The 19,059-nt window shown below is 33.6% G+C and carries 13 protein-coding genes; 8 read left to right on the top strand and 5 right to left on the bottom strand.

Annotated features, from left to right (window positions below; genetic code table 11):
- Nucleotides 1–256: 256 nt before the first annotated feature.
- On the top strand, nucleotides 257–622 hold the full coding sequence (locus tag METEV_RS05805) for a hypothetical protein (RefSeq protein WP_013194615.1): 366 nt from the start codon (nucleotides 257–259) through the stop codon (nucleotides 620–622).
- A gap of 88 nt (nucleotides 623–710) precedes the next feature.
- On the opposite strand, the gene tnpB is transcribed toward METEV_RS05805, so the two are convergent.
- A complete protein-coding gene (tnpB, locus tag METEV_RS05800) occupies nucleotides 711–1,838 on the bottom strand; it encodes an IS200/IS605 family element RNA-guided endonuclease TnpB (protein WP_049891270.1) in 1,128 nt (375 codons plus the stop codon).
- Between the two features lie 250 nt (nucleotides 1,839–2,088).
- Between tnpB and METEV_RS05795 the strand changes: the two genes are divergently transcribed.
- Together METEV_RS05795 and METEV_RS05790 are read left to right on the top strand one after the other, a co-directional pair.
- Nucleotides 2,089–4,293, top strand: coding sequence for a PAS domain S-box protein (locus METEV_RS05795; RefSeq protein ID WP_013194613.1), 2,205 nt, complete (start codon nucleotides 2,089–2,091; stop codon nucleotides 4,291–4,293).
- Between the two features lie 385 nt (nucleotides 4,294–4,678).
- A complete protein-coding gene (locus METEV_RS05790; protein WP_013194612.1) occupies nucleotides 4,679–7,669 on the top strand; it encodes a PAS domain-containing sensor histidine kinase in 2,991 nt (996 codons plus the stop codon).
- 229 nt (nucleotides 7,670–7,898) lie between these two features.
- Here the strand turns inward: METEV_RS05790 and iscB are convergent, their stop codons facing one another.
- The 3 genes from iscB to METEV_RS05775 form a co-directional block, all read right to left on the bottom strand.
- Nucleotides 7,899–9,104, bottom strand: coding sequence for an RNA-guided endonuclease IscB (iscB, locus tag METEV_RS05785; RefSeq protein ID WP_013194611.1), 1,206 nt, complete (start codon nucleotides 9,102–9,104; stop codon nucleotides 7,899–7,901).
- Between the two features lie 33 nt (nucleotides 9,105–9,137).
- Nucleotides 9,138–9,329 carry a hypothetical protein gene (locus METEV_RS05780; protein ID WP_157197297.1) on the bottom strand — a complete coding sequence of 64 codons (192 nt, stop codon included), beginning with the start codon at nucleotides 9,327–9,329 and terminating at the stop codon, nucleotides 9,138–9,140.
- 198 nt (nucleotides 9,330–9,527) lie between these two features.
- On the bottom strand, nucleotides 9,528–10,553 hold the full coding sequence (locus METEV_RS05775; protein ID WP_013194610.1) for a transcription initiation factor IIB: 1,026 nt from the start codon (nucleotides 10,551–10,553) through the stop codon (nucleotides 9,528–9,530).
- Nucleotides 10,554–11,152: 599 nt separating this feature from the next.
- Between METEV_RS05775 and METEV_RS12675 the strand changes: the two genes are divergently transcribed.
- Complete coding sequence (locus METEV_RS12675; RefSeq protein WP_013194609.1) at nucleotides 11,153–12,073, top strand: methanogen output domain 1-containing protein; 921 nt, start codon at nucleotides 11,153–11,155, stop codon at nucleotides 12,071–12,073.
- Nucleotides 12,074–12,212: 139 nt separating this feature from the next.
- Here METEV_RS12675 and METEV_RS05760 read toward each other — a convergent pair whose 3' ends face one another.
- Nucleotides 12,213–12,989 carry a hypothetical protein gene (locus METEV_RS05760; RefSeq protein ID WP_157197296.1) on the bottom strand — a complete coding sequence of 259 codons (777 nt, stop codon included), beginning with the start codon at nucleotides 12,987–12,989 and terminating at the stop codon, nucleotides 12,213–12,215.
- A gap of 432 nt (nucleotides 12,990–13,421) precedes the next feature.
- On the opposite strand from METEV_RS05760, the gene METEV_RS05755 reads away from it, so the two are divergent.
- From METEV_RS05755 to METEV_RS05740, 4 genes are all read left to right on the top strand, one after another.
- Complete coding sequence (locus METEV_RS05755) at nucleotides 13,422–14,312, top strand: methanogen output domain 1-containing protein (RefSeq protein ID WP_013194607.1); 891 nt, start codon at nucleotides 13,422–13,424, stop codon at nucleotides 14,310–14,312.
- Nucleotides 14,313–15,100: 788 nt separating this feature from the next.
- Nucleotides 15,101–15,892: a hypothetical protein gene (locus METEV_RS05750; protein WP_013194606.1), complete on the top strand. Its 792-nt coding sequence runs from the start codon at nucleotides 15,101–15,103 to the stop codon at nucleotides 15,890–15,892.
- Nucleotides 15,892–16,257 (top strand): DUF4870 domain-containing protein, encoded by a 366-nt coding sequence (locus METEV_RS05745; RefSeq protein ID WP_013194605.1) that lies wholly within the window; start codon nucleotides 15,892–15,894, stop codon nucleotides 16,255–16,257. Before METEV_RS05750 ends, METEV_RS05745 begins: the two co-directional genes overlap by 1 nt.
- A 203-nt stretch (nucleotides 16,258–16,460) precedes the next feature.
- Nucleotides 16,461–19,049, top strand: coding sequence for a PAS domain S-box protein (locus tag METEV_RS05740; protein ID WP_013194604.1), 2,589 nt, complete (start codon nucleotides 16,461–16,463; stop codon nucleotides 19,047–19,049).
- Nucleotides 19,050–19,059 lie beyond the last annotated feature (10 nt).

Below are 19,059 nucleotides of genomic sequence, written 5' to 3'. Positions count from 1 at the left end.
AAATTTCAATGTTTCATGTAACATAGAAAGAATGAAATCAAGTTCTAAGAAGTTGTTTCAAGATTTTTTCCATAATACAAAATAGCAAAATATAGAACAGATAATTTTCTTATTTATGTTCAAAAATTTCTAAGATTTAGTCTAATAAAAATCCTTATCAATCAGGGGTTCTACAATTGACTTGGTCTCATGGAAACTTTTATAATGATTAGAAAACCAAAAACAGCAAAAGAAGTTCTACAATTGACTTGGTCTCATGGAAACTTCAAAAATAAATCTTAGTATTATCCTCATTGTCGCTCTTGCTCTAATCTCTACTCTGGCCCTTGCCTACGTTATCGACTTTGCTGTTACATTGAATGAACCAGCAGAAAATTATACTGAAACGGTTAACAACAGTACTGGTATCAAAATAGATTCAGGACATCAGAGAGTTGAACAGGTATTTATCTATCAGGGTGACAAGAGCAGTACTCATGAAATCAGTAGTTTCCAGGATAAAGGTGGTAGTTTCGGGTACTTCGACTTCTCCACAGCTTCAGGTGGTGAGTACAACATTAGTAAGCTAAAACTTGATAGGTGGTCTTACAACAATGGTTCTGTCAAGTTGTGGATGAACTGATGAGTGTGAACTACCACTTGGCTAAAGACCAAGTGGCTTCCTGTTTCATCCTTTTCCCTTATGGGAACAAGTCCACAGGCTCTACCCCTCATCCCGAAGGTGAATTGATGCCTATTAGATTCTGTTTATCCAGTGCGAATTTTTTAATGTTAACTGATGCGTTGATGTCCCTATCATGTATCGTTTTACAGTCAGGACATTCCCATTCTCTGTCTTTAAGTTCTAAATCCTGATGATGATATCCACATACATGACAGATTTTGCTTGATGGGTCGAATCGTCCTATCTTGATAATATTTTTACCGTACCATTCTGCTTTATACTCTAATTTCTGAACAAAACTACTCCATGAAGCATCGGTTATATGCTGTGCCAGATTATGATTTTTCAGCAGTCCTTTTACATTCAAACATTCTAGTGCTACAGCTTGGTTCTCGCTTATCAACCTGGAACTTAATTTATGCTGGAAATCTTCTCTCTGATTAGCAATTTTCTCATGATATTTTGCTATCTGATGTTTCAGTTTCCTGTAATTGTTAGAACCCTTCTTTTTTCTGCTGAGCCTTTTCTGTAATACCTTCAATCTTTCAATTGAATTTTTCAGGTATCTTGGATTATCGATTTTTTCACCATCGGATGTTACAGCGAAATCCTTGATTCCAACATCGACTCCTACTGTATTATTTTGGTCGAATTTGTATTTTTGTGGTAATTGTTTTCCGTCATCGACTAAAATACTGATATAATATTTTCCTGTCGGTGTTCTTGTTATAGTTGCAGTCCTTTGTTTACCATCAAACCTTCTATGAAGCCTGGTTTTTATCCAGCCGATTTTAGGTATGTATACTTTATTATTACCAAAATCGACTTTATAATACTGAGGAACAGAAAACGATTGTACTGGGTTTTTCTTGGATTTAAACTTTGGAAAACCTGATTTTTCTCTGAAAAATTTGGTAAAAGCATTTTCCAGGTTAAGAGTAGCTCCCTGTAATGATTGTGAGTTAATTTCATTCAACCATTCATGATCTTGTTTTAATACCCTTATCTGTTTGTTCAATTCAAATCTTGATATTGCTTTACCATCCTGCTCATAAGATTTGATTTTGTTCTCCAATGCCCAGTTGTATATGAACCTACAAGCTCCTATATGTTTTGCGATTAACTCCTGTTGGATTTGGTTTGGATACATACGATACTTGTAAGCTTTTAACATACCATAATTATTATGATTTAACATTATTTATATGTTACGTTATATATTGGACGGTATTCAGCCCTTTGTTTCATTTCAAAGAAATGAAACTCGCATTAAATCTACGATTTGATGCGATGCTGAAGACATCAGGGTTTTCTACCTTCCATTATTATAAAAACGTATCTCTATTAATAACCAAAATCCATTCACCAGATATCTTAAATATCACAATTTAAAATATAGTTATTAAATAATACTGGTGTTGCACATGAGTGAAATAGAGGTGGATCAAGAACTACTTTTAGACCAGACAAATACTCAAATTTTTATCTTTATTGATGAACAAACATACTATATAGCAAATAAAGCACATGCTGATTTTCTGGGTCTTGATAAAAGTGAATTTGGAAATGTAAGTATTTATGATATTTTTACTAAAGATGTAGCAGACTATTTTTTCAAAGACAACAAAAAAATTTTCAAAATTAAAGAGAAAATTCACACCAGAGAATGGTTTAAAAATAGTAAAGGAGTTTCCAGGCTACTTTCAATCACAAAAACTCCTAAACTTGATTCATGCAATAACGTTGAATATATAATCTGTTCGGCAGAAGACATAACTGAAAAAAACCAATCTGAAAAACAGAAGAAAAAAAGTGAGGAACTATTCCGCGAAATAACAAAAAATATGGTGGAAATGATTTGTCTTACTGATAAAAACGGCAATTTCGTATATGCAGGACCAACTTATAAATCAAATTTAGGTTATAATCCTGAACACTTAATTGGCAAATCAGTATTCAATTTTGTTCATCCGGACGATTTAGATAGGATAAAAAGTGAATTTAATAGTTTGTTAGAAACCTTAATCCCCAGAAAATCAGAATACAGATGTCTGCATGCTGATGGACATTATCTCTGGCTTGAAACATATGGTAATTTTATTTATGATGACATAGGTAATATAAAGAAAATCGTTTTTACTGGTCGTGATATCACTAAAAGGAAACAACTCGAACAAAAATTAAAGAACACATACGAAATCATAAATAACAGCCTTGTAGTTGCATTTTTATGGAAAAACGACGAGGAATCCGGATGGCCGGTAGAATATGTGTCTAATAATGTAGTTGATATTTTTGGTTATTATGTGGATGATTTTAACGACGATAAACTAAGTTATGCTGATATAATCCACCCTGATGATATTGAGAGAGTAAAATCAGAAGTTGAAACGTATAGTGAAAACCCTGACCGCTTTAAATTTCAACATAAACCCTACCGTATAATTACAAAAAATAGGAACATAAGGTGGGTCGATGACAGAACTACTATAATAAGAAATGATTGCGGAGAAATTACTCATTACCAGGGCGTTATCCTTGATATCACGGACCGTAAAATGGCAGAAGAAAAATTAATGGAAAACAAAAAAATGTTGGATGATACTTTTGAAAGCATCCAGGATGGAATCAGTGTTATAGACACAGATTTTAATGTTATACGTGCCAACAGTAAAATGGGTGAGTGGTACAAGGTAAATACACCCCTTGAAGGAAAAAAGTGTTATCAGGTTTACCATAACAATGACAAACCATGTGATTATTGTCCTACATCTCGTGCTTTAAAGACAGGTAAAACGGAGACTAATATCGTACCAGGTTTACCTAATTCAAAGATCGAGTGGCTTGAGATTTACAGTTATCCAATGAATGATAGATATACCGGAGAAATATTAGGCGTAGTTGAATTTGTACGTGACATTACTGAGAAGACTAAAACTGAAAGACAACTAGAAAAATACTCAACAGAACTTAAACAAATAAATGAAGAATTAGAAAACCGCGTCCAAAAACAAACGGAAGAAATAAAAAACGCTGAAAGACTAAGAGTTTTAGAGTTGCATCACCGGATAAAAAATAACTTACAGGTTATATCCAGTCTACTTAACCTCCAATCTGAAAAATTCAACGATGATACAGTTAATGAAGCGTTCAGGGATACTCAAAATAGAGTGATTTCAATGTCACTCGTTCATCAAAAGATATACCATACAAAAGGCCTTGAAAGTATAAATATAAGAGATTACATAGAAGACCTTGTAGAACACCTGATTAGTTTATATAATGGAGAAAATATATTAATTAAAATTGATATACAGGACGCTTATTTTGGAATCGATACTATAATTCCACTTGGAATGCTAATTAACGAGTTGGTATCTAATTCCCTGAAATATGCATACTCAGAAGACGAATATGGTGAATTAAACGTTATTTTTTATGAAACTGAGCCTGGTATTTATACACTCATCGTATCAGATAATGGTAAAGGGATACCCGAAGATATAGATTTAGATAACCCTGGTTCTCTTGGATTACAACTTATAAAAAGTTTAGTGGACCAGATAAATGGTGACTTCAAATTACATGGTAATAATGGAACAGAATTTGTTATTAATTTCAGTTGTTGAATCGATACTTAATTAATATGACTAATATAACCAATTTTGGTTGTTTGTCTTATACTTGGTGGAGTAGCCACGTATAGTTTTTGGTTAAATGCCATGTTAACAAATAAATTAATCTATAATTTGTATTTAGCTGTTTTATGGAGCTTGTTGGGCAAGCATTTTAGTTGTTGGTAGTTGATATTTGTCCACAACCACCACCCAATAAATTTTTTATTATACAGGTTTATAATTTAAAACAAACTTAAAAAATTATTATTAATTTTTCTAAAAATATAATAGTTACTTATTTGTATTAACTAAATATATATTAATCATTATAAAATTTACAATATTCAATAAAACATATCATTACTCATATAATATTTTTAATAAGAGGTATATAATTTTGCAAAATGCTAGTGCATCATTTGATTTAGTTTATAAAACAATGAATGAGGGTGTTTGTTTTCACGAAATTATCTATAATAGTGATGGATATCCGGTAGATTATAAGATAATCGATATCAACCCAGCCTATGAGTCAATTGTTGGTTTGAAACGAGATGAAGTGGTAGGACAATTGGCTTCTAATATTTATGATACAGGAGAAGCACCATTCCTTCATACCTATGCAAAAGTAGCTGAAACCGGAGAACAGACGTGTTTTGAAACCTATTTTTCACTGTTTGGAAAGCACATTCGTATCACGGTAATATCTCCTAATAAAAGTAAATTCATTACAATTTTTACTGATATCACAAGTCAAAGAAAAACAGATGACGAACTAAAAACCATCTATGAAAATGTACCAATGGTCATTATGATGGTTGATTCGGAAAGGAGAATTTTCAAAGTAAATAAAAGTGCAGAATTATTTTCCGGTACAACTTCAGATGAAATGGTAGGTCTAAGAGGAGGAGAAGCGTTAAGATGTCTTAATTCTCTTAGTAATCCTGATGGTTGTGGATTTGGACAGTACTGTCAAGAATGCAAGGTAAAAAACACTGTAATTGATACATTTGAAACAGGTAACAATCATTACAATGTAGAAACCAGCCTACCTTTTATGATAGATGGTGATGTAAAGTATCTAACATTTCTCATTTCAACATCATTAATTAATAACGATGAAAAACCCAAAGTCATTGTAAGTTTACTGGACATCACTGAACGTAAAAAAACTCAAAAAAATCTGAATAAAGAAAAAGACTTTTTTGAAAAGGTAGCAGAAACAAGTCCGGTATGTATAACAAAAGTGAACAAAAATGGAAACATAGTATATGCTAATTCTGCAGCTGAAAATGTACTGGGATTGTCAAAAAGTGAAATAGAAGGTAGGACTTATGATAATGTGAAATGGAAGATTACGGATTTTAAGGGTAATCTTTTCCCTGAAACAGAGTTACCTTTTGAACTAGTCCAGAAATACCAAAAACCTGTATATGATGTTAGGCATGCAATTGAATGGCCTAATGGGCAAAGGAAACTCTTGTCCATAAATGCTGCACCGATATTTGATGATAATGGTAACTTCGGTAGTATAATAGCAACTATTGAAGACATAACAGCTTATAAAGAGAAGGAAGATACGTTACATTTGATGAAAAATACACTGGAATCATCAATAAATGCAATTGCCATTAGCGACCTTGATGGTTATTTAACCTATGCTAATTCTGCATCTTTGGATATGTGGGAATATAATAAAGAAGAGATTCTTGGAAAACATATTACTGAATTTTGGCAATATAAAGAAAATGCCATAAATGTTTACCATTATTTGCACGAAAATGGAAGCTGGAAGAGTGAAGGTAAAGCAAAGACAAAACATGGGAATGTATTTGATGTTTATAGTTTGATAAATCTAGTGAACGATGAATCAGGCAAACCCGTTGCAATTGCAGGTTCATTTGTAGATATAACCAAGAGAAAATCATATGAAGAAAAGTTAAAAAAGAGTGAACAACAGTTACGTAATTATATTGATAATTCGCCTATAGGCATTTTTGTTATTGATAAAAATGGAAATTATGTGGATGTAAACCCTGCAGCCTGCCACATAATCGGTTATACAAAAGATGAACTACTGTCGATGAATATAATCGATTTACATCCAGACAATGCTCATGAGTTAGCGGGCCAAATCTTTGAAGAACTTCTTGAAAATGGAAAAGTTTCAGCAGAACTGCCTTTTATTACAAAAAATGATTCTTTAAGATACTGGATCCTTGATGCTGTTAAACTTTTAGAAGATAAATATATCGGATTTACCACTGATATAACAGATCGTAAAAGGATAGAAGAGGAACTGCGTGAGAGTGAAGAACGATTCAGGACTTTGACAGAACAGGCAGCTGATGCTATAATAGCTCACGATTTTGACGGGAACATTGTATATGTCAATAATCTTGCGTGTGAGAATCTTGGATATTCAAAAGAAGAACTTTTGTCGATGAATATTGCTGATATATCAGCATATATTAATTCTTATGACCCTAAAACAGTGTACTGGGAAAAATTATCTCCAAGCGATTCTTATCTTGTAGAGACAAAATTAAGAAGGAAAGATGGTTCATATTATCCTGCAGAAGTGAAACTGACACGTATCGATTTGAAAGGAAGATCTGTTATATTGGGTTTTGTCCGTGAAATCACTATTAGAAAACAGGCTGAAGAAAGCTTGATCAATTCAAAACTTGAAGCAGAAGCTGCGAGTCAGGCCAAAAGCGAATTGTTAGCTAATGTCAGCCACGAACTGCGTACTCCTCTCACTTCTATCATAGGTTTTTCAGATATTTTACTGAAAGGCAAATTAGGTGATTTGAATGAGAGTCAAAAAACTTATCTTAGTAAAGTCCACAGAAGTGGAAAACACCTGCTAGATTTAATCACAGATATACTTGATTTATCAAAAATTGAATCCGGTAAACATGAACTTCATTGTGAAAAAGTATCAATTCCACAACTCATGAAAGATTTGAAAGAAAATATCTACCCATTTGCTTCACAAAAAGGTCTTGAAATTAATATTGATATTAACCGGAGTATAGAATATATCTATGCAGATAAAATAAAACTTAGACAGATACTCTACAACCTTGTATACAATGCTGTAAAGTTTACTGAACAGGGTTCAGTTACAGTAAAATTAGACTGGAATGATAATGACATGTTGTTTTCAGTCATCGACACAGGTATCGGTATACCTGCTGACAAACAGGACGAAATATTCGATTCATTTAAACAATTGGATTCTGGTGCAAGTCGTCGCTATTCAGGTACTGGACTTGGATTGGCACTGGTTGAAAGATTGGTGGAAATGCATGGAGGTAAAATATGGGTTGAAAGTGAAGAGAGAGAGGGTAGCAGATTTTCATTTATAATCCCTGAAAATTGAAAATTTAACTCTGGAGCGAGAAGGGTCTGTAGAAACCCTATCCTGAATAAACTCTCATTTTCTGAATTGATTCAAGAAGAATTGCTCATTTTAGTGGTTTTAGACCAAAATGAGGCTTGAAAAATCATCCTTATCTTTTTGATTTCATGATAATTTTAAATTTCAATGTTTCATCAATTGGTCGCAGGAGACTCCCTGCGCGAGCTGGGAGAGGAATGCGACCTGTCTTTTAGATTTGTATCTGTTGAGTTAGAGTTGTACATCTTGCTGATATTCTCCTGCAGTTTTTCTTGAATGTATTTCCGAATATATCCATGATGCTGAAGTTACCTGATGTTCTTTTGCCTTTGACGAATCCGGATATATCTGGAGTTTGTATAAAGTCAAATTTTCTCAATCCATGAAGTTTTCCTGTTGGGATTTTCTTCTCGGATCTGACTCCTTTGGTTTGCTGGTAGTCACCTTTACTGACATGTTTTTTATAATATACTACATCTGATAGCTGTATATTCGGGTTATTCTCATCACAGCAAATCGCTACAGCATCGTTGTAATGAGTCTTTTCCAGATTTAGTTTCTGTTCTCTCTTGTATTTGGTTATGTACCCGAATGTTTCCTGAAACTTCCAGTTTAGTTTTCTTATCTGCGACCTGACAATACCCATTTCAGTTGGATGTTTTGTGTTAGACGGTTTTTTGTTTATCGTGAATTCGCCATCATGCAGCTTGCCATGACAGGTTTCGCAGAGAGTAATCAGATTGTCAGGTCTGTCAGTTCCACCGTTGCTTCTGAAAACTATGTGGTGGCATTCTAATTTCGGGTCTTTCGACCTGTTCTTACATTTTTGACAGGTGTAGTTGTCTCTATGCAGAACGTATGTCCTAATGTTGTAGTATCCTTTCAAATCACCGTTCTGGTAACCTGTACCTGAAACATTTGGATTTGTGATTTTGTGTATATCGAACGAAGCAGTTTCAACAATCCATTTCTTGACAGGTAGAATGGATTCCACGAATCTTCTCTCTCTATCATGGGACTGAACTTTGTTCTTGATAGATGGTGCAATCCTGTTTTCTTTCTTGGAGTTGCCTCTGTTGTCGAATCTCGGTTTTCTGTACCTTGTCTTTCTTGATCTCCTGTTTCTCCTGTAATCAGCTCTATCTTTCATCTTTCTGGATACATCATCTCTCAATTCAACTTCAGACTGGTACAAGACTTCGTCGTTAACAACAGCAGCACACCCGATGTGTTTTGAGCCGGAATCCATACCGGCAACCACAGGTTGGGTGTACTCAGTTGTTTCGTATAACAACTTGATAGTGAATGGAGTTCTTCTGACCACTTTAGCTTTGCCAGATTTCAATAATCTTCTGGCTTTAGCAGGTCTCGTAGGCATTAGAGGTTTCTTGTTTTTGCTTATAACAAATACACGCATTTGTAATTCCTCCTTAAAGGAGTTGTGCGTAGGTCAGGACTGTCGGTTCAGTCCTGATTTCCGACTTCCTCTCGACCGGAGTACCGGAGGTTTAAAAGTACAGTCACTGTTCCTACCCTTCCAGAACTGTTTAGACTGCATTCTCAGAGCAAGGGACTGAGGCGGCATCCCAGGGTGACTACTGGTGTATTCTCCGGTATCGTTTACTGGATTTCTTTTTGACATATATAACCCGTATCCAGTGGTCTGGTCAACCAAAAACCTGTCTTATAGATACAAGCTCCTTCCTCAACTGAAGCATTTACTTCAGTTAGGGAGGGGTAGTTGACGTAACACAGTAAATCGATATTGAAATTGAATAGTGACATAATTGACTATTATTATATTTGAACCCGGCTAACTATTTCAAAATCTATAGTTAATTTACTGGATTATTTCAATATCCAGTTCTTCGGACAGTTCTTTATACCTGTTACGTATAGTTACTTCTGTTACACCTGCCACATCCGCAACTTCTCGCTGGGTTCTTCTTTCCCCACACAACATAGACGCAATATAGATTGCAGCAGCTGCAACACCTGTTGGACCGCGTCCACTTGTAATTTCCTTTTCTGATGCCTGTCTCAGGATTTCAACACCTTTAGACTGGACTTCGCTCTTCAATTTGAGACCTGAACAAAATCTTGGCACATAATCGATAGGTGAGGTAGGCATGAGTTTTAACGAAAGTTCTCTTGAGATGAAACGATAGGTTCTTCCGATTTCTATCCTGCTAACTCTTGACACTTCACCGATTTCATCAAGTGTTCTTGGTACACTGCACTGACGGCATGCAGCATAAAGCGCTGCTGCAGCAACTCCTTCGATACTTCTTCCACGTATCAAATTCTTATCCACTGCTTTCCGGTAGACTACTGCTGCTGTCTCACGTACAGTTCTTGGTAAACCAAGTGCAGATGCCATACGGTCCAGTTCTGATAATGCAAAAGCCAGATTCCTTTCAGCAGCATTATATATACGAATTCTACGCTGCCACTTTCTTAACCGGTATAATTGTGCCCGGTTTTTAGATGAAATTGACTGACCATAAGAATCACGGTTTCTCCAGTCAATCATTGTGGAGAGACCCTTATCATGAATTGCATAAGTCATTGGAGCTCCTACTCTGGAACGTTTCATCTGCTGGTCAGAGTCAAATGCCCGCCATTCTGGACCTTCATCAACTAATTCTGCATCCACCACAAGTCCACAATCCGAACAAACAAGTTCTGCACGCTCATAATCCTGTTCAAGGTTAATGCTTCCGCACTCAGGGCATTTATTAACAGGTGACTCTATTTCAGAGGATTTTTCCTTTTCCTTTTCTTTTTCCTTACGTGCTTTTATCATTTCACGTATTTTTTCACGTTCGGAGGTATCAGAATACCTCTCTCTTTCAACTTCAACCATTAAATATCCCCCACACATATCGAACTGATTCAATCATTGAACTGAACTAAAAACTACAGTCCCAAGTCCCCCGGAAGAATTAAATCTTTAAATCTATGATAAATTATTATATCTTAGTTTTTTTATTTGTTCTTACGTGTTATTAAAGTAAAGTCATTTTATATAAAGTTATCGCAATTTTTATGTATGTATAATAATATTAAATCTACGCTCGGTCTCGGTTCGCAAGTACCGTCCATGAATCAGCAAATGCTCAACTTGGTAAGAGGTTGAGGCTCTCGTGGTTCAAGAGAACTCCACGATTTAGTCGTGGGAGAGCAGTCAGTGATATTTGTCCACAACCATCACTCAAAAACTTTTTTATTATACAGATTTTAATTTTAAAACAGAATTACCATGATGGAGAAACAGGGTTACGTGAAGCCAACAACTTCACAAGCTGTCCAACAATTCCTGAATATTATATATTAACTCATTTTATCTATTAGATAAATAAATATAAATCATTAATAAATATGTTAAATTTTTATAAAAATCTATGTTAAACGAAAATTTTAACACCTCAACATCTTTAAAGTATTTATAGGATTGTGTAAATTATGCAAAACAACCAGATACAACATGATAACAACGAATTAAAAGATTATATAATTAAATCCTTGCCCGATAATCTCACAGTCCTAGATACAGATGGAACAATTCTTTATGTAAATGACCTCTGGAGAATTTTTGCATCTAATAACGGGCTTGACCCTGATATGTGTAGTGAAGGAACGAATTATCTGGATGTGTGTGATCATGCATATGGTAAAAATTCTGAAGAAGCTTATGTTGCAGCAAATGGCATAAGAGATGTTATAACAGGTAAAAAAGATATCTTTGAACTGGAATATCCTTGTCATGCACCAGATAAAAACCGATGGTATTTGATGAAAGTGATACCACTAAATAAACGATACCCTACACCAGTACTAATCTACCACTTAAACATTACTGAGAGAAAATTATCGGAAATAGAACTACAAAAAAAACATGAACATATATACAAACAGAACCAGATTCGAAAAATATTAACAGGCACAATTCCCACTCTTTTAAAAGAAAGCCCTAAAGATAGGCGAAAAATTGTGGTTAAACAAATGCTTGACATGGTTGAAAACTGTATGTTCCATCAAAACACCAGTACCCTTAAATCTCAACAGATAGATTGCAAGAGTTCTAAATTCAAATACGAGGATGTAAACAGCAATAATGTTGGATATATGAGTTGTGAAGTAATGAACCAGCTTGGTGGAGATTTTTCATTAGAATCGTTTGATAAAGAAGGGCTTCGGTTTGCTGTAAAAGGTACTGGATGTCCATGGGGTGCAGAACAAGCTAAATCAAATCCAATACTTTGCAATCTAACAAAAGGAATCATATCCAGAGTTATTACAAAAGTTTATAATGATGCAAAGGTAGAAACATTAAAAACAATGGGTAATGGAGATAAATGCTGTTATTTCATCATTTATAAATAACAAATTTTATGGATTTAACTACTATAAAGGGTTTATAAATAAACACCAAAATCAAGAGGTTTTTCGAAATCCTCTAAAGTTAATCCAAGAAAAAGATATCCTATCTCAAATTGAGAATCAAAAAAATAAAAATACGATATTAAACTTCAATAATATCATTTTGTAATTTCAAAAATAAAGTTGCTCTTGTACCTCTTTCTTGCATCTTTTCCATTTCTTTTTCCATCATTTCATTGTGATATTTGTCCGCTGATAATGGCATACTATATACGATTGTATTGTTAACTAATTGCACAAGACTGGTAACCCCTGTAGATGGGTTCCCAAACAAATGGTACGTTGTTACATACTCATCATTTGTCATCATATTACTTTTGTCGTTATCCCTGATACAGATTTTACCATCAAGACAGGTGTTATCTGAATCTGTTGGATCTATAGAATTATCAGAATCATTAGTCAAATGTATAATACCATACCCTCCATAAGATTTTGTTTCATATTTGAAATTGTTTCTATCTTCTATTTGGGGTATGATAGATTTCTTGTTAGTCTGTATTTTATCTATAAAATTTATAACTTTATCTTCATCTGGGTCAGTCCATATATCATCCAGCATTTCTGAATTGTATACATCAAGATTCTGAAGTATTTTTAATGAATCATCTAGTCCTTTGTTCCACAAAAGATATTCTGCATACTTAACCAAGTAATCCTTTTCTTTATCAACCGCTATTTCATTGTGGGTGTTGTATCCACAAAACATACAAATATCGGTACTTTCTCCAGTTTCTATGTTACTGATATGGATTTTTCCATCAGTATTACATAGAGGACAGGTGATTGCTTCCTTTAACATATCGTCAAGTGTAGCGGAGGTTTGTTCGTGGGGGTTCAATTTTACTACACCTCTCAATTATTATGTATATACACTAAACCATATAAAGATTCCGTGATATTAAGTAACATTATTCTCAAAGTTTTTATACTAATTATTTTATACTAATTTTGTAAACAGATTCCCTTTAGTGTACATAATTATCAGAAATTTATCAGAAATGGGTGCAGGAGTCAAAGAAAATTGACAAATTCAGTCGTTGGTTTTTCACGTATCCCTGCTGCCCTATCATTGTACTCGATAATACCTTCAATAAGTAGTACAAGTAGACCAAGTAATAATGTTATAGAGCTAATTAAAATATTCAAGCCAAGATAAAATATTCCCAACTTATTGATTATAGGAATACAATAATTAATTTATAAAATACTGAAAAAATAACCAAAAATTTAAAAATTTTAGTATAATGACTAATTATATATAAAGGTAGCCTATAATAGTAAATAAAGGATGGAGAGGGATAATTCAGAATCTAAAATACTAATAGTAGACGATGAACCTGAACTTGTAGAATTATTGGCAGATTATTTGGATGGATATAACACCATAGCTGCTTACAATGGGCAAGAAGCGATTAATATAATTGAATCTGATAATATAGATGTTATCCTTCTTGATGTTATGATGCCCGATATTAACGGATTTGAGGTTTGTACACACATAAAAAATGATGATTCCCTGAATTACATACCTGTTTTAATGATAACTGCCTTATCAGACCATGATAATAAAATCCATGGCCTCGATTCTGGTGCAGATGATTTTCTTACAAAACCTGTTGATGGTGAAGAACTGAATGCAAGGGTTAGGTCTGCACTCAGAATTAAAAAATTACATGATGAATTAATGAAAAACCTTAACGAATTGTATACACAACACCAAATAAGGAATATATTGACAGGTATTATACCGACCTTACTACAACAGCTCCCCAAAGAAAAAAAGAAAATCTTAATCCATCAAATGGTTAAAGAAATAGAATCACTATTTAATGAGATTTACGTATCAAATAATAAATACAAGGATACCCTTGAACTGGACAGTGAAAATATAAATCCAGACAATGTTAAAAAAACCTGCACCGAAGTCATGAATTATCTTGGAGCCGATTTTATTGCAAAAGAACCTGATAGTAAAGATAATGTTCTTTTTGCACTGGAAAATACCATCTGTCCATGGGGTGCTTCTCAAGCAAAAATGAACCCTATTTTATGCAACCTCACCAAAAAAATATTCTATAATGTAGCTTCAAAAGCGTATAGCAACGTATCGATTAATACAGTTAAAACCATTGGTAATGGGAACTGCTCTTGCTATTTTGAAATTTTAAAAAATTGTTAACTAACATAAATATAGATTGAAGATTAATCTACTTATTAATAGCATTTATCCACTCATCTAAAAAACCAGTCACGGATAATGCCACTTGATATAATAGAAACGAACAAGGTGGCCTTGCACAAAAATTCAATTTTCTGCACAAAAAGTCGTAAAATTCGCCTATTTATTGTGCAAAGCCAAACTTTTTATAAACATCATAATAACAAAAAGGATATTTGTACTTATCTAAAAATCGATGGCTTCGGAAAAAATTTTAGGAAATTTTTAGGGTTTGGAAGTGGGGGGGTTTTGCAGCCATCTAATATAATAATATGTAGCAATTAATATAACTAATTTTAGAAACAAAGTTTCAGAACTAATTTACATATAAAATTTAGTACGTTTAAACACTTTTAAAATAAACTATAATATAATTATGAGATATAATTTGTTTATGGTGATGATAACATCAAAGGTTCTCAAAAAAATATACAGACCCTCCATCCTCCTACTATATAAATACTATTAATAAGTAAATTAATATTTAATCTATATTTATTTGAATAATTGATAATATCGAATTGTCGGACAACCTCTAAACTTGTTGACTTTCACATATCTCTGCTAAACCATCTTCATAAAAACTGTTTTTATAAATATAAATACGAGCGTTTTGAAATATCGATACTGACAGTTATGAAATATTTATTTATTTTATTAATTAATGGATAAATCCTTTTAATTTTCGATACTTTTATAATATATTTCATTACATAGTTTAATATGTTTAACAACATGGGGGATATGATATGAAAAAAATATACCTGACAATGATATTGCTATTATTTGGTGTAATAACAATAAGTGGATGTGTGAATGGAGATGGAGAATCAGAGCCTGATGGAATAGAGAATCCAAATGATTATGAGGTTACTAACCAATTTAATGTTGAAGAGGTGACCATAACTCAATATGTAGTAGATACAGAAGATTCTTCTGATGTTTTAAGTGAGTTGAGGCAATCTGCAGAGGACGAAGGGTGGAATGTAAGAGCCGAATGGGAAGGAGATATTGCTGGATACGACGTTGGAATTGTACTTGAGAAAGATAATGAGTTTTTAGCATTGAACGCGGTGGAATCTGACGGTCAAACCGATGCCTGGGTTATACAGGGTCCTATAGATGTAATTGGCACTGATGGTAGCGGTACTGCAGACACAGGGGGAGATGATGAAACAGATTCTGGTGAAAGTGCACCTACAACAGACGTAGGGGGTGAGGACATACCAGATGTTCCTAGATACCCTGATTCTGTTAGAACAGAATACACGTCAGTAGATGAAAAGGGAAAAATTATCAAATATATAACTGATGATAGTCCAGAGGATGTCATGAATTTCTACTTAGATACGCTGGAATCTGAAGGGTGGACAAATATTAGATCCGGAGATGAAAGTGATAGTAGTGGTGAACTAATAAGATATATACAAGGTTTTAAAGAAGACGAAAACAGAGTTGTATCAATTGAAATAGGACCCACTAACAAATATGATGATAAAATTGAAATCCACATAGGGTTAAATGAAGAAGGTGGTTCCTGATGAGTGAAAACGAAACTAGTACAGGTTTAAGTGAAAATATTGCCGGTGTATTGGCCTATGTATTAGGCTTTATATCGGGCATTATTTTTCTATTTATAGAGAAGGAAAATGAATCCGTTAGGTTCCATGCAGCCCAATCAATTGTAGTATTTGGTGCACTTTTCATACTAAACATAGTTATAAGTGCGATTGCTGGTATCTTGGCATTTGGATTCTTAAGTTTTATTTCAATGATATTGTCGTTTATAGCCACATTGATAGGTCTTATAACTATTATATTGTGGATTTACCTTATGTTTATGGCTTATAAAGGAAACCAGACTAGATTACCTGCAGTTGCGGAAATTGCAGATAAGTTATTATAACTTTACTTTTTTAGTTATTCTTGAAAAATTGAAATTTAACGTTATAATATGTCTGATTCTATTTTTTTTCTTTTCATGAAAAAATAAATAAATTAATATATGATTTAAATATATAATTTAAATAAAAATATTGGTGCAAAGGATTATAGTATTTTGTTGGTCGTTAGTTTGCAATATAAATTAATGTAGTTATAGGTTATTGTATGAATAATAAGGTTCAATATTTGCTTCTGGATCAAACCGAAACCCAGCTCTGGTACCTTGTCGATGAATATAATTATGGAGGAGCAAATAAAGCGCATGCTGATTTTCTGGGTATTAATAAAAAAGATTTAGAAAACGCAAACCTTTACGATTTCTTGAGTAAAGAAGAAGCTGAATCATGTGTTAAAGGTAACAAACAAGTCTTTAAAACTAAAGAAAATACCTATACAGAAGAGTGGGTTCAAAATGGCAAGGGTGAAAAAAAGTTATTATCCATCACCAAGTCTCCAATAATCGATTCTTGTGGAAATGTTGAATTTGTAACATGTTCTGCAGAAGACATTACTGAAAAAAGGGAATATGAAACAAGGTTAAAAGAAAATGAAGAGCTCTTTCGTGAAATAACAGAAAACATGCAGGACATGGTTGCCCTTACCGACAAATATGGATATTTTGTATACGCTGGACCTTCACATGAATTAGTAATTGGTTATAAACCTGAAAACTTAACTGGGAAAAATGTTCTCGATTTTGTACACCCAGATGACTATGAGTGGATGGTAGAAGAGTATCAACAGTTCCTCCAAACATTAAATCCTAAAAAAGTAGAATATAGATATCTACATTCTGATGGATATTACATCTGGCTTGAAACAATTGGTAACGTTATACACGATGATTACGGGAATGTTAAACGGGTAGTATTTAGTAGCCGAGACATAACAGAACACAAAGAACTTGAAAACGAACTAATAAATACATATTCCATTATCAATAGCAGCCCAGCAGTTGCGTTTTTATGGGCAAATGAAGATGGTTGGCCCGTGAAATATGTTTCCGAGAACGTTATAGACACATTTGGCTATTCTGCTGGTGATTTTACAGCAAACAAGTTGAGTTATGCTGATGTTATTAATCCAGATGACTTGGGTCGTGTTGTCTCCGAAGTATATTATTATAGTAATGACCCTGATTGTGTAAAATTCCAACACAAACCATATAGAATAATAACTAAAAACGAGAATATAAGATGGGTTGATGACAGAACCTATATTCTAAGAGATGATGATGGGAATGTAACAAATTATCAGGGCATTATACTGGATATTACTGAAAATAAAGTGATAAATGATAAATTAAAAGAAAACGAAAAAATGTTGGATGATGTTTTTGAAAGTATCCAAGACGGAATCAGTGTCATAGATTCAGATTTTAATATAGTCCGTGTTAATAGCAAAATGAATGAATGGTATGAAGAAAATGTGCCTCTTGAAGGTAAAAAATGTTATCATGCATACCAATATTATGAATCACCTTGTGAAAAGTGCCCTACTGATTCTGCTTTCAGAACCGGTAAAACACAGATGGATATAGTAACAGGTTTACCAGGTTCAAAACCTAAATGGTTTGAGATTTATAGTTATCCAGTAATTAATGGAGATAATGGTGAAATATCATCTGTAGTAGAATTTGTTCGAGATATTTCTGACAGGGTGGATGCAGAACAAAAATTGGAAAAAAGCAGGAATATGTTACAAGATATCATCCAAAACATACCTGTTGGTATTTGCATAACTGATAAAAACGGTTACTTTGATAGTGTCAACCCTGCATATTGCAGTATATATGGATATAATAGTGATGAACTGGTCGGAAAACATTTTACTGTGGTGGTTCCTGAAGAATACAAAAAAGAATTGAGCAGTCTGCATGACCGCTTCATCAAAGGAATTGATGAATTATCAGGCGAATGGCCAGTTATAGATAAAGATAGCAACCCAAAAACCATACTCGCTACTGCAACTAAAGTTCAGGATTTTGATGATGAACCAAAGAAGGTGACGTTTGTTATTGATATAACAGGTCGCAAGCAAACTGAAAATAAGTTGCAGGATTATACAAACGAACTCGAAAGGTTAAATGAAATAAGGGAAATATTTACAGATATACTTAGACACGATTTGCTCAATCCGGTAGGTATTGTTAAAGGATATGCTAACCTATTATACAAAAAAGAAACTGATGAAAATAAACTTAAAATCCTTGACAAGATGATAATCAACAATGAAAGAGCTATAGAATTAATAGAAAACGCCGGTAATCTTGCTAGAATTGACTGCATGGAAAATATCGAATTTAATCGATTCGACATCGGTGAAATTATTGAAGAAGTTATAGATAATATGCGATTTTCGATGTACGAAAAAAACATCGATATAAAATTTGTCAACAATGGACCCTATTATGCTAATCTAAACCCCATAATCGAGCAGGCTTTTACAAACCTTATCAACAACTCTATAAAATATAATCCAGAAAACAGTGGAATTAAAGTAGAAATCTTTGATGATATAGATTATTGGAAGGTTCAAATTAAAGACGAAGGTCCTGGTATATCAGAGCAAGATAAAAAATATATCTTTGACAGGTTCAAACGGGGCGAGGGTAAAAAAGTTTCAGGCAAGGGTATTGGACTTGCTATTGTTCAAAAGATAGTGGATATCCATGAAGGTAGTGTAGGTGTTGAAGATAATCCAGATGGTAAAGGGTCGATGTTTTGGGTAAAGCTAAAAAAATCATATACGTAATCTATAGTAA

The organism is Methanohalobium evestigatum Z-7303 (assembly GCF_000196655.1).
Lineage (GTDB): Archaea > Halobacteriota > Methanosarcinia > Methanosarcinales > Methanosarcinaceae > Methanohalobium > Methanohalobium evestigatum.
The sequence above is the reverse complement of the archived record's forward strand: the minus strand, read 5'-3'. Positions and strand labels throughout refer to the sequence as shown.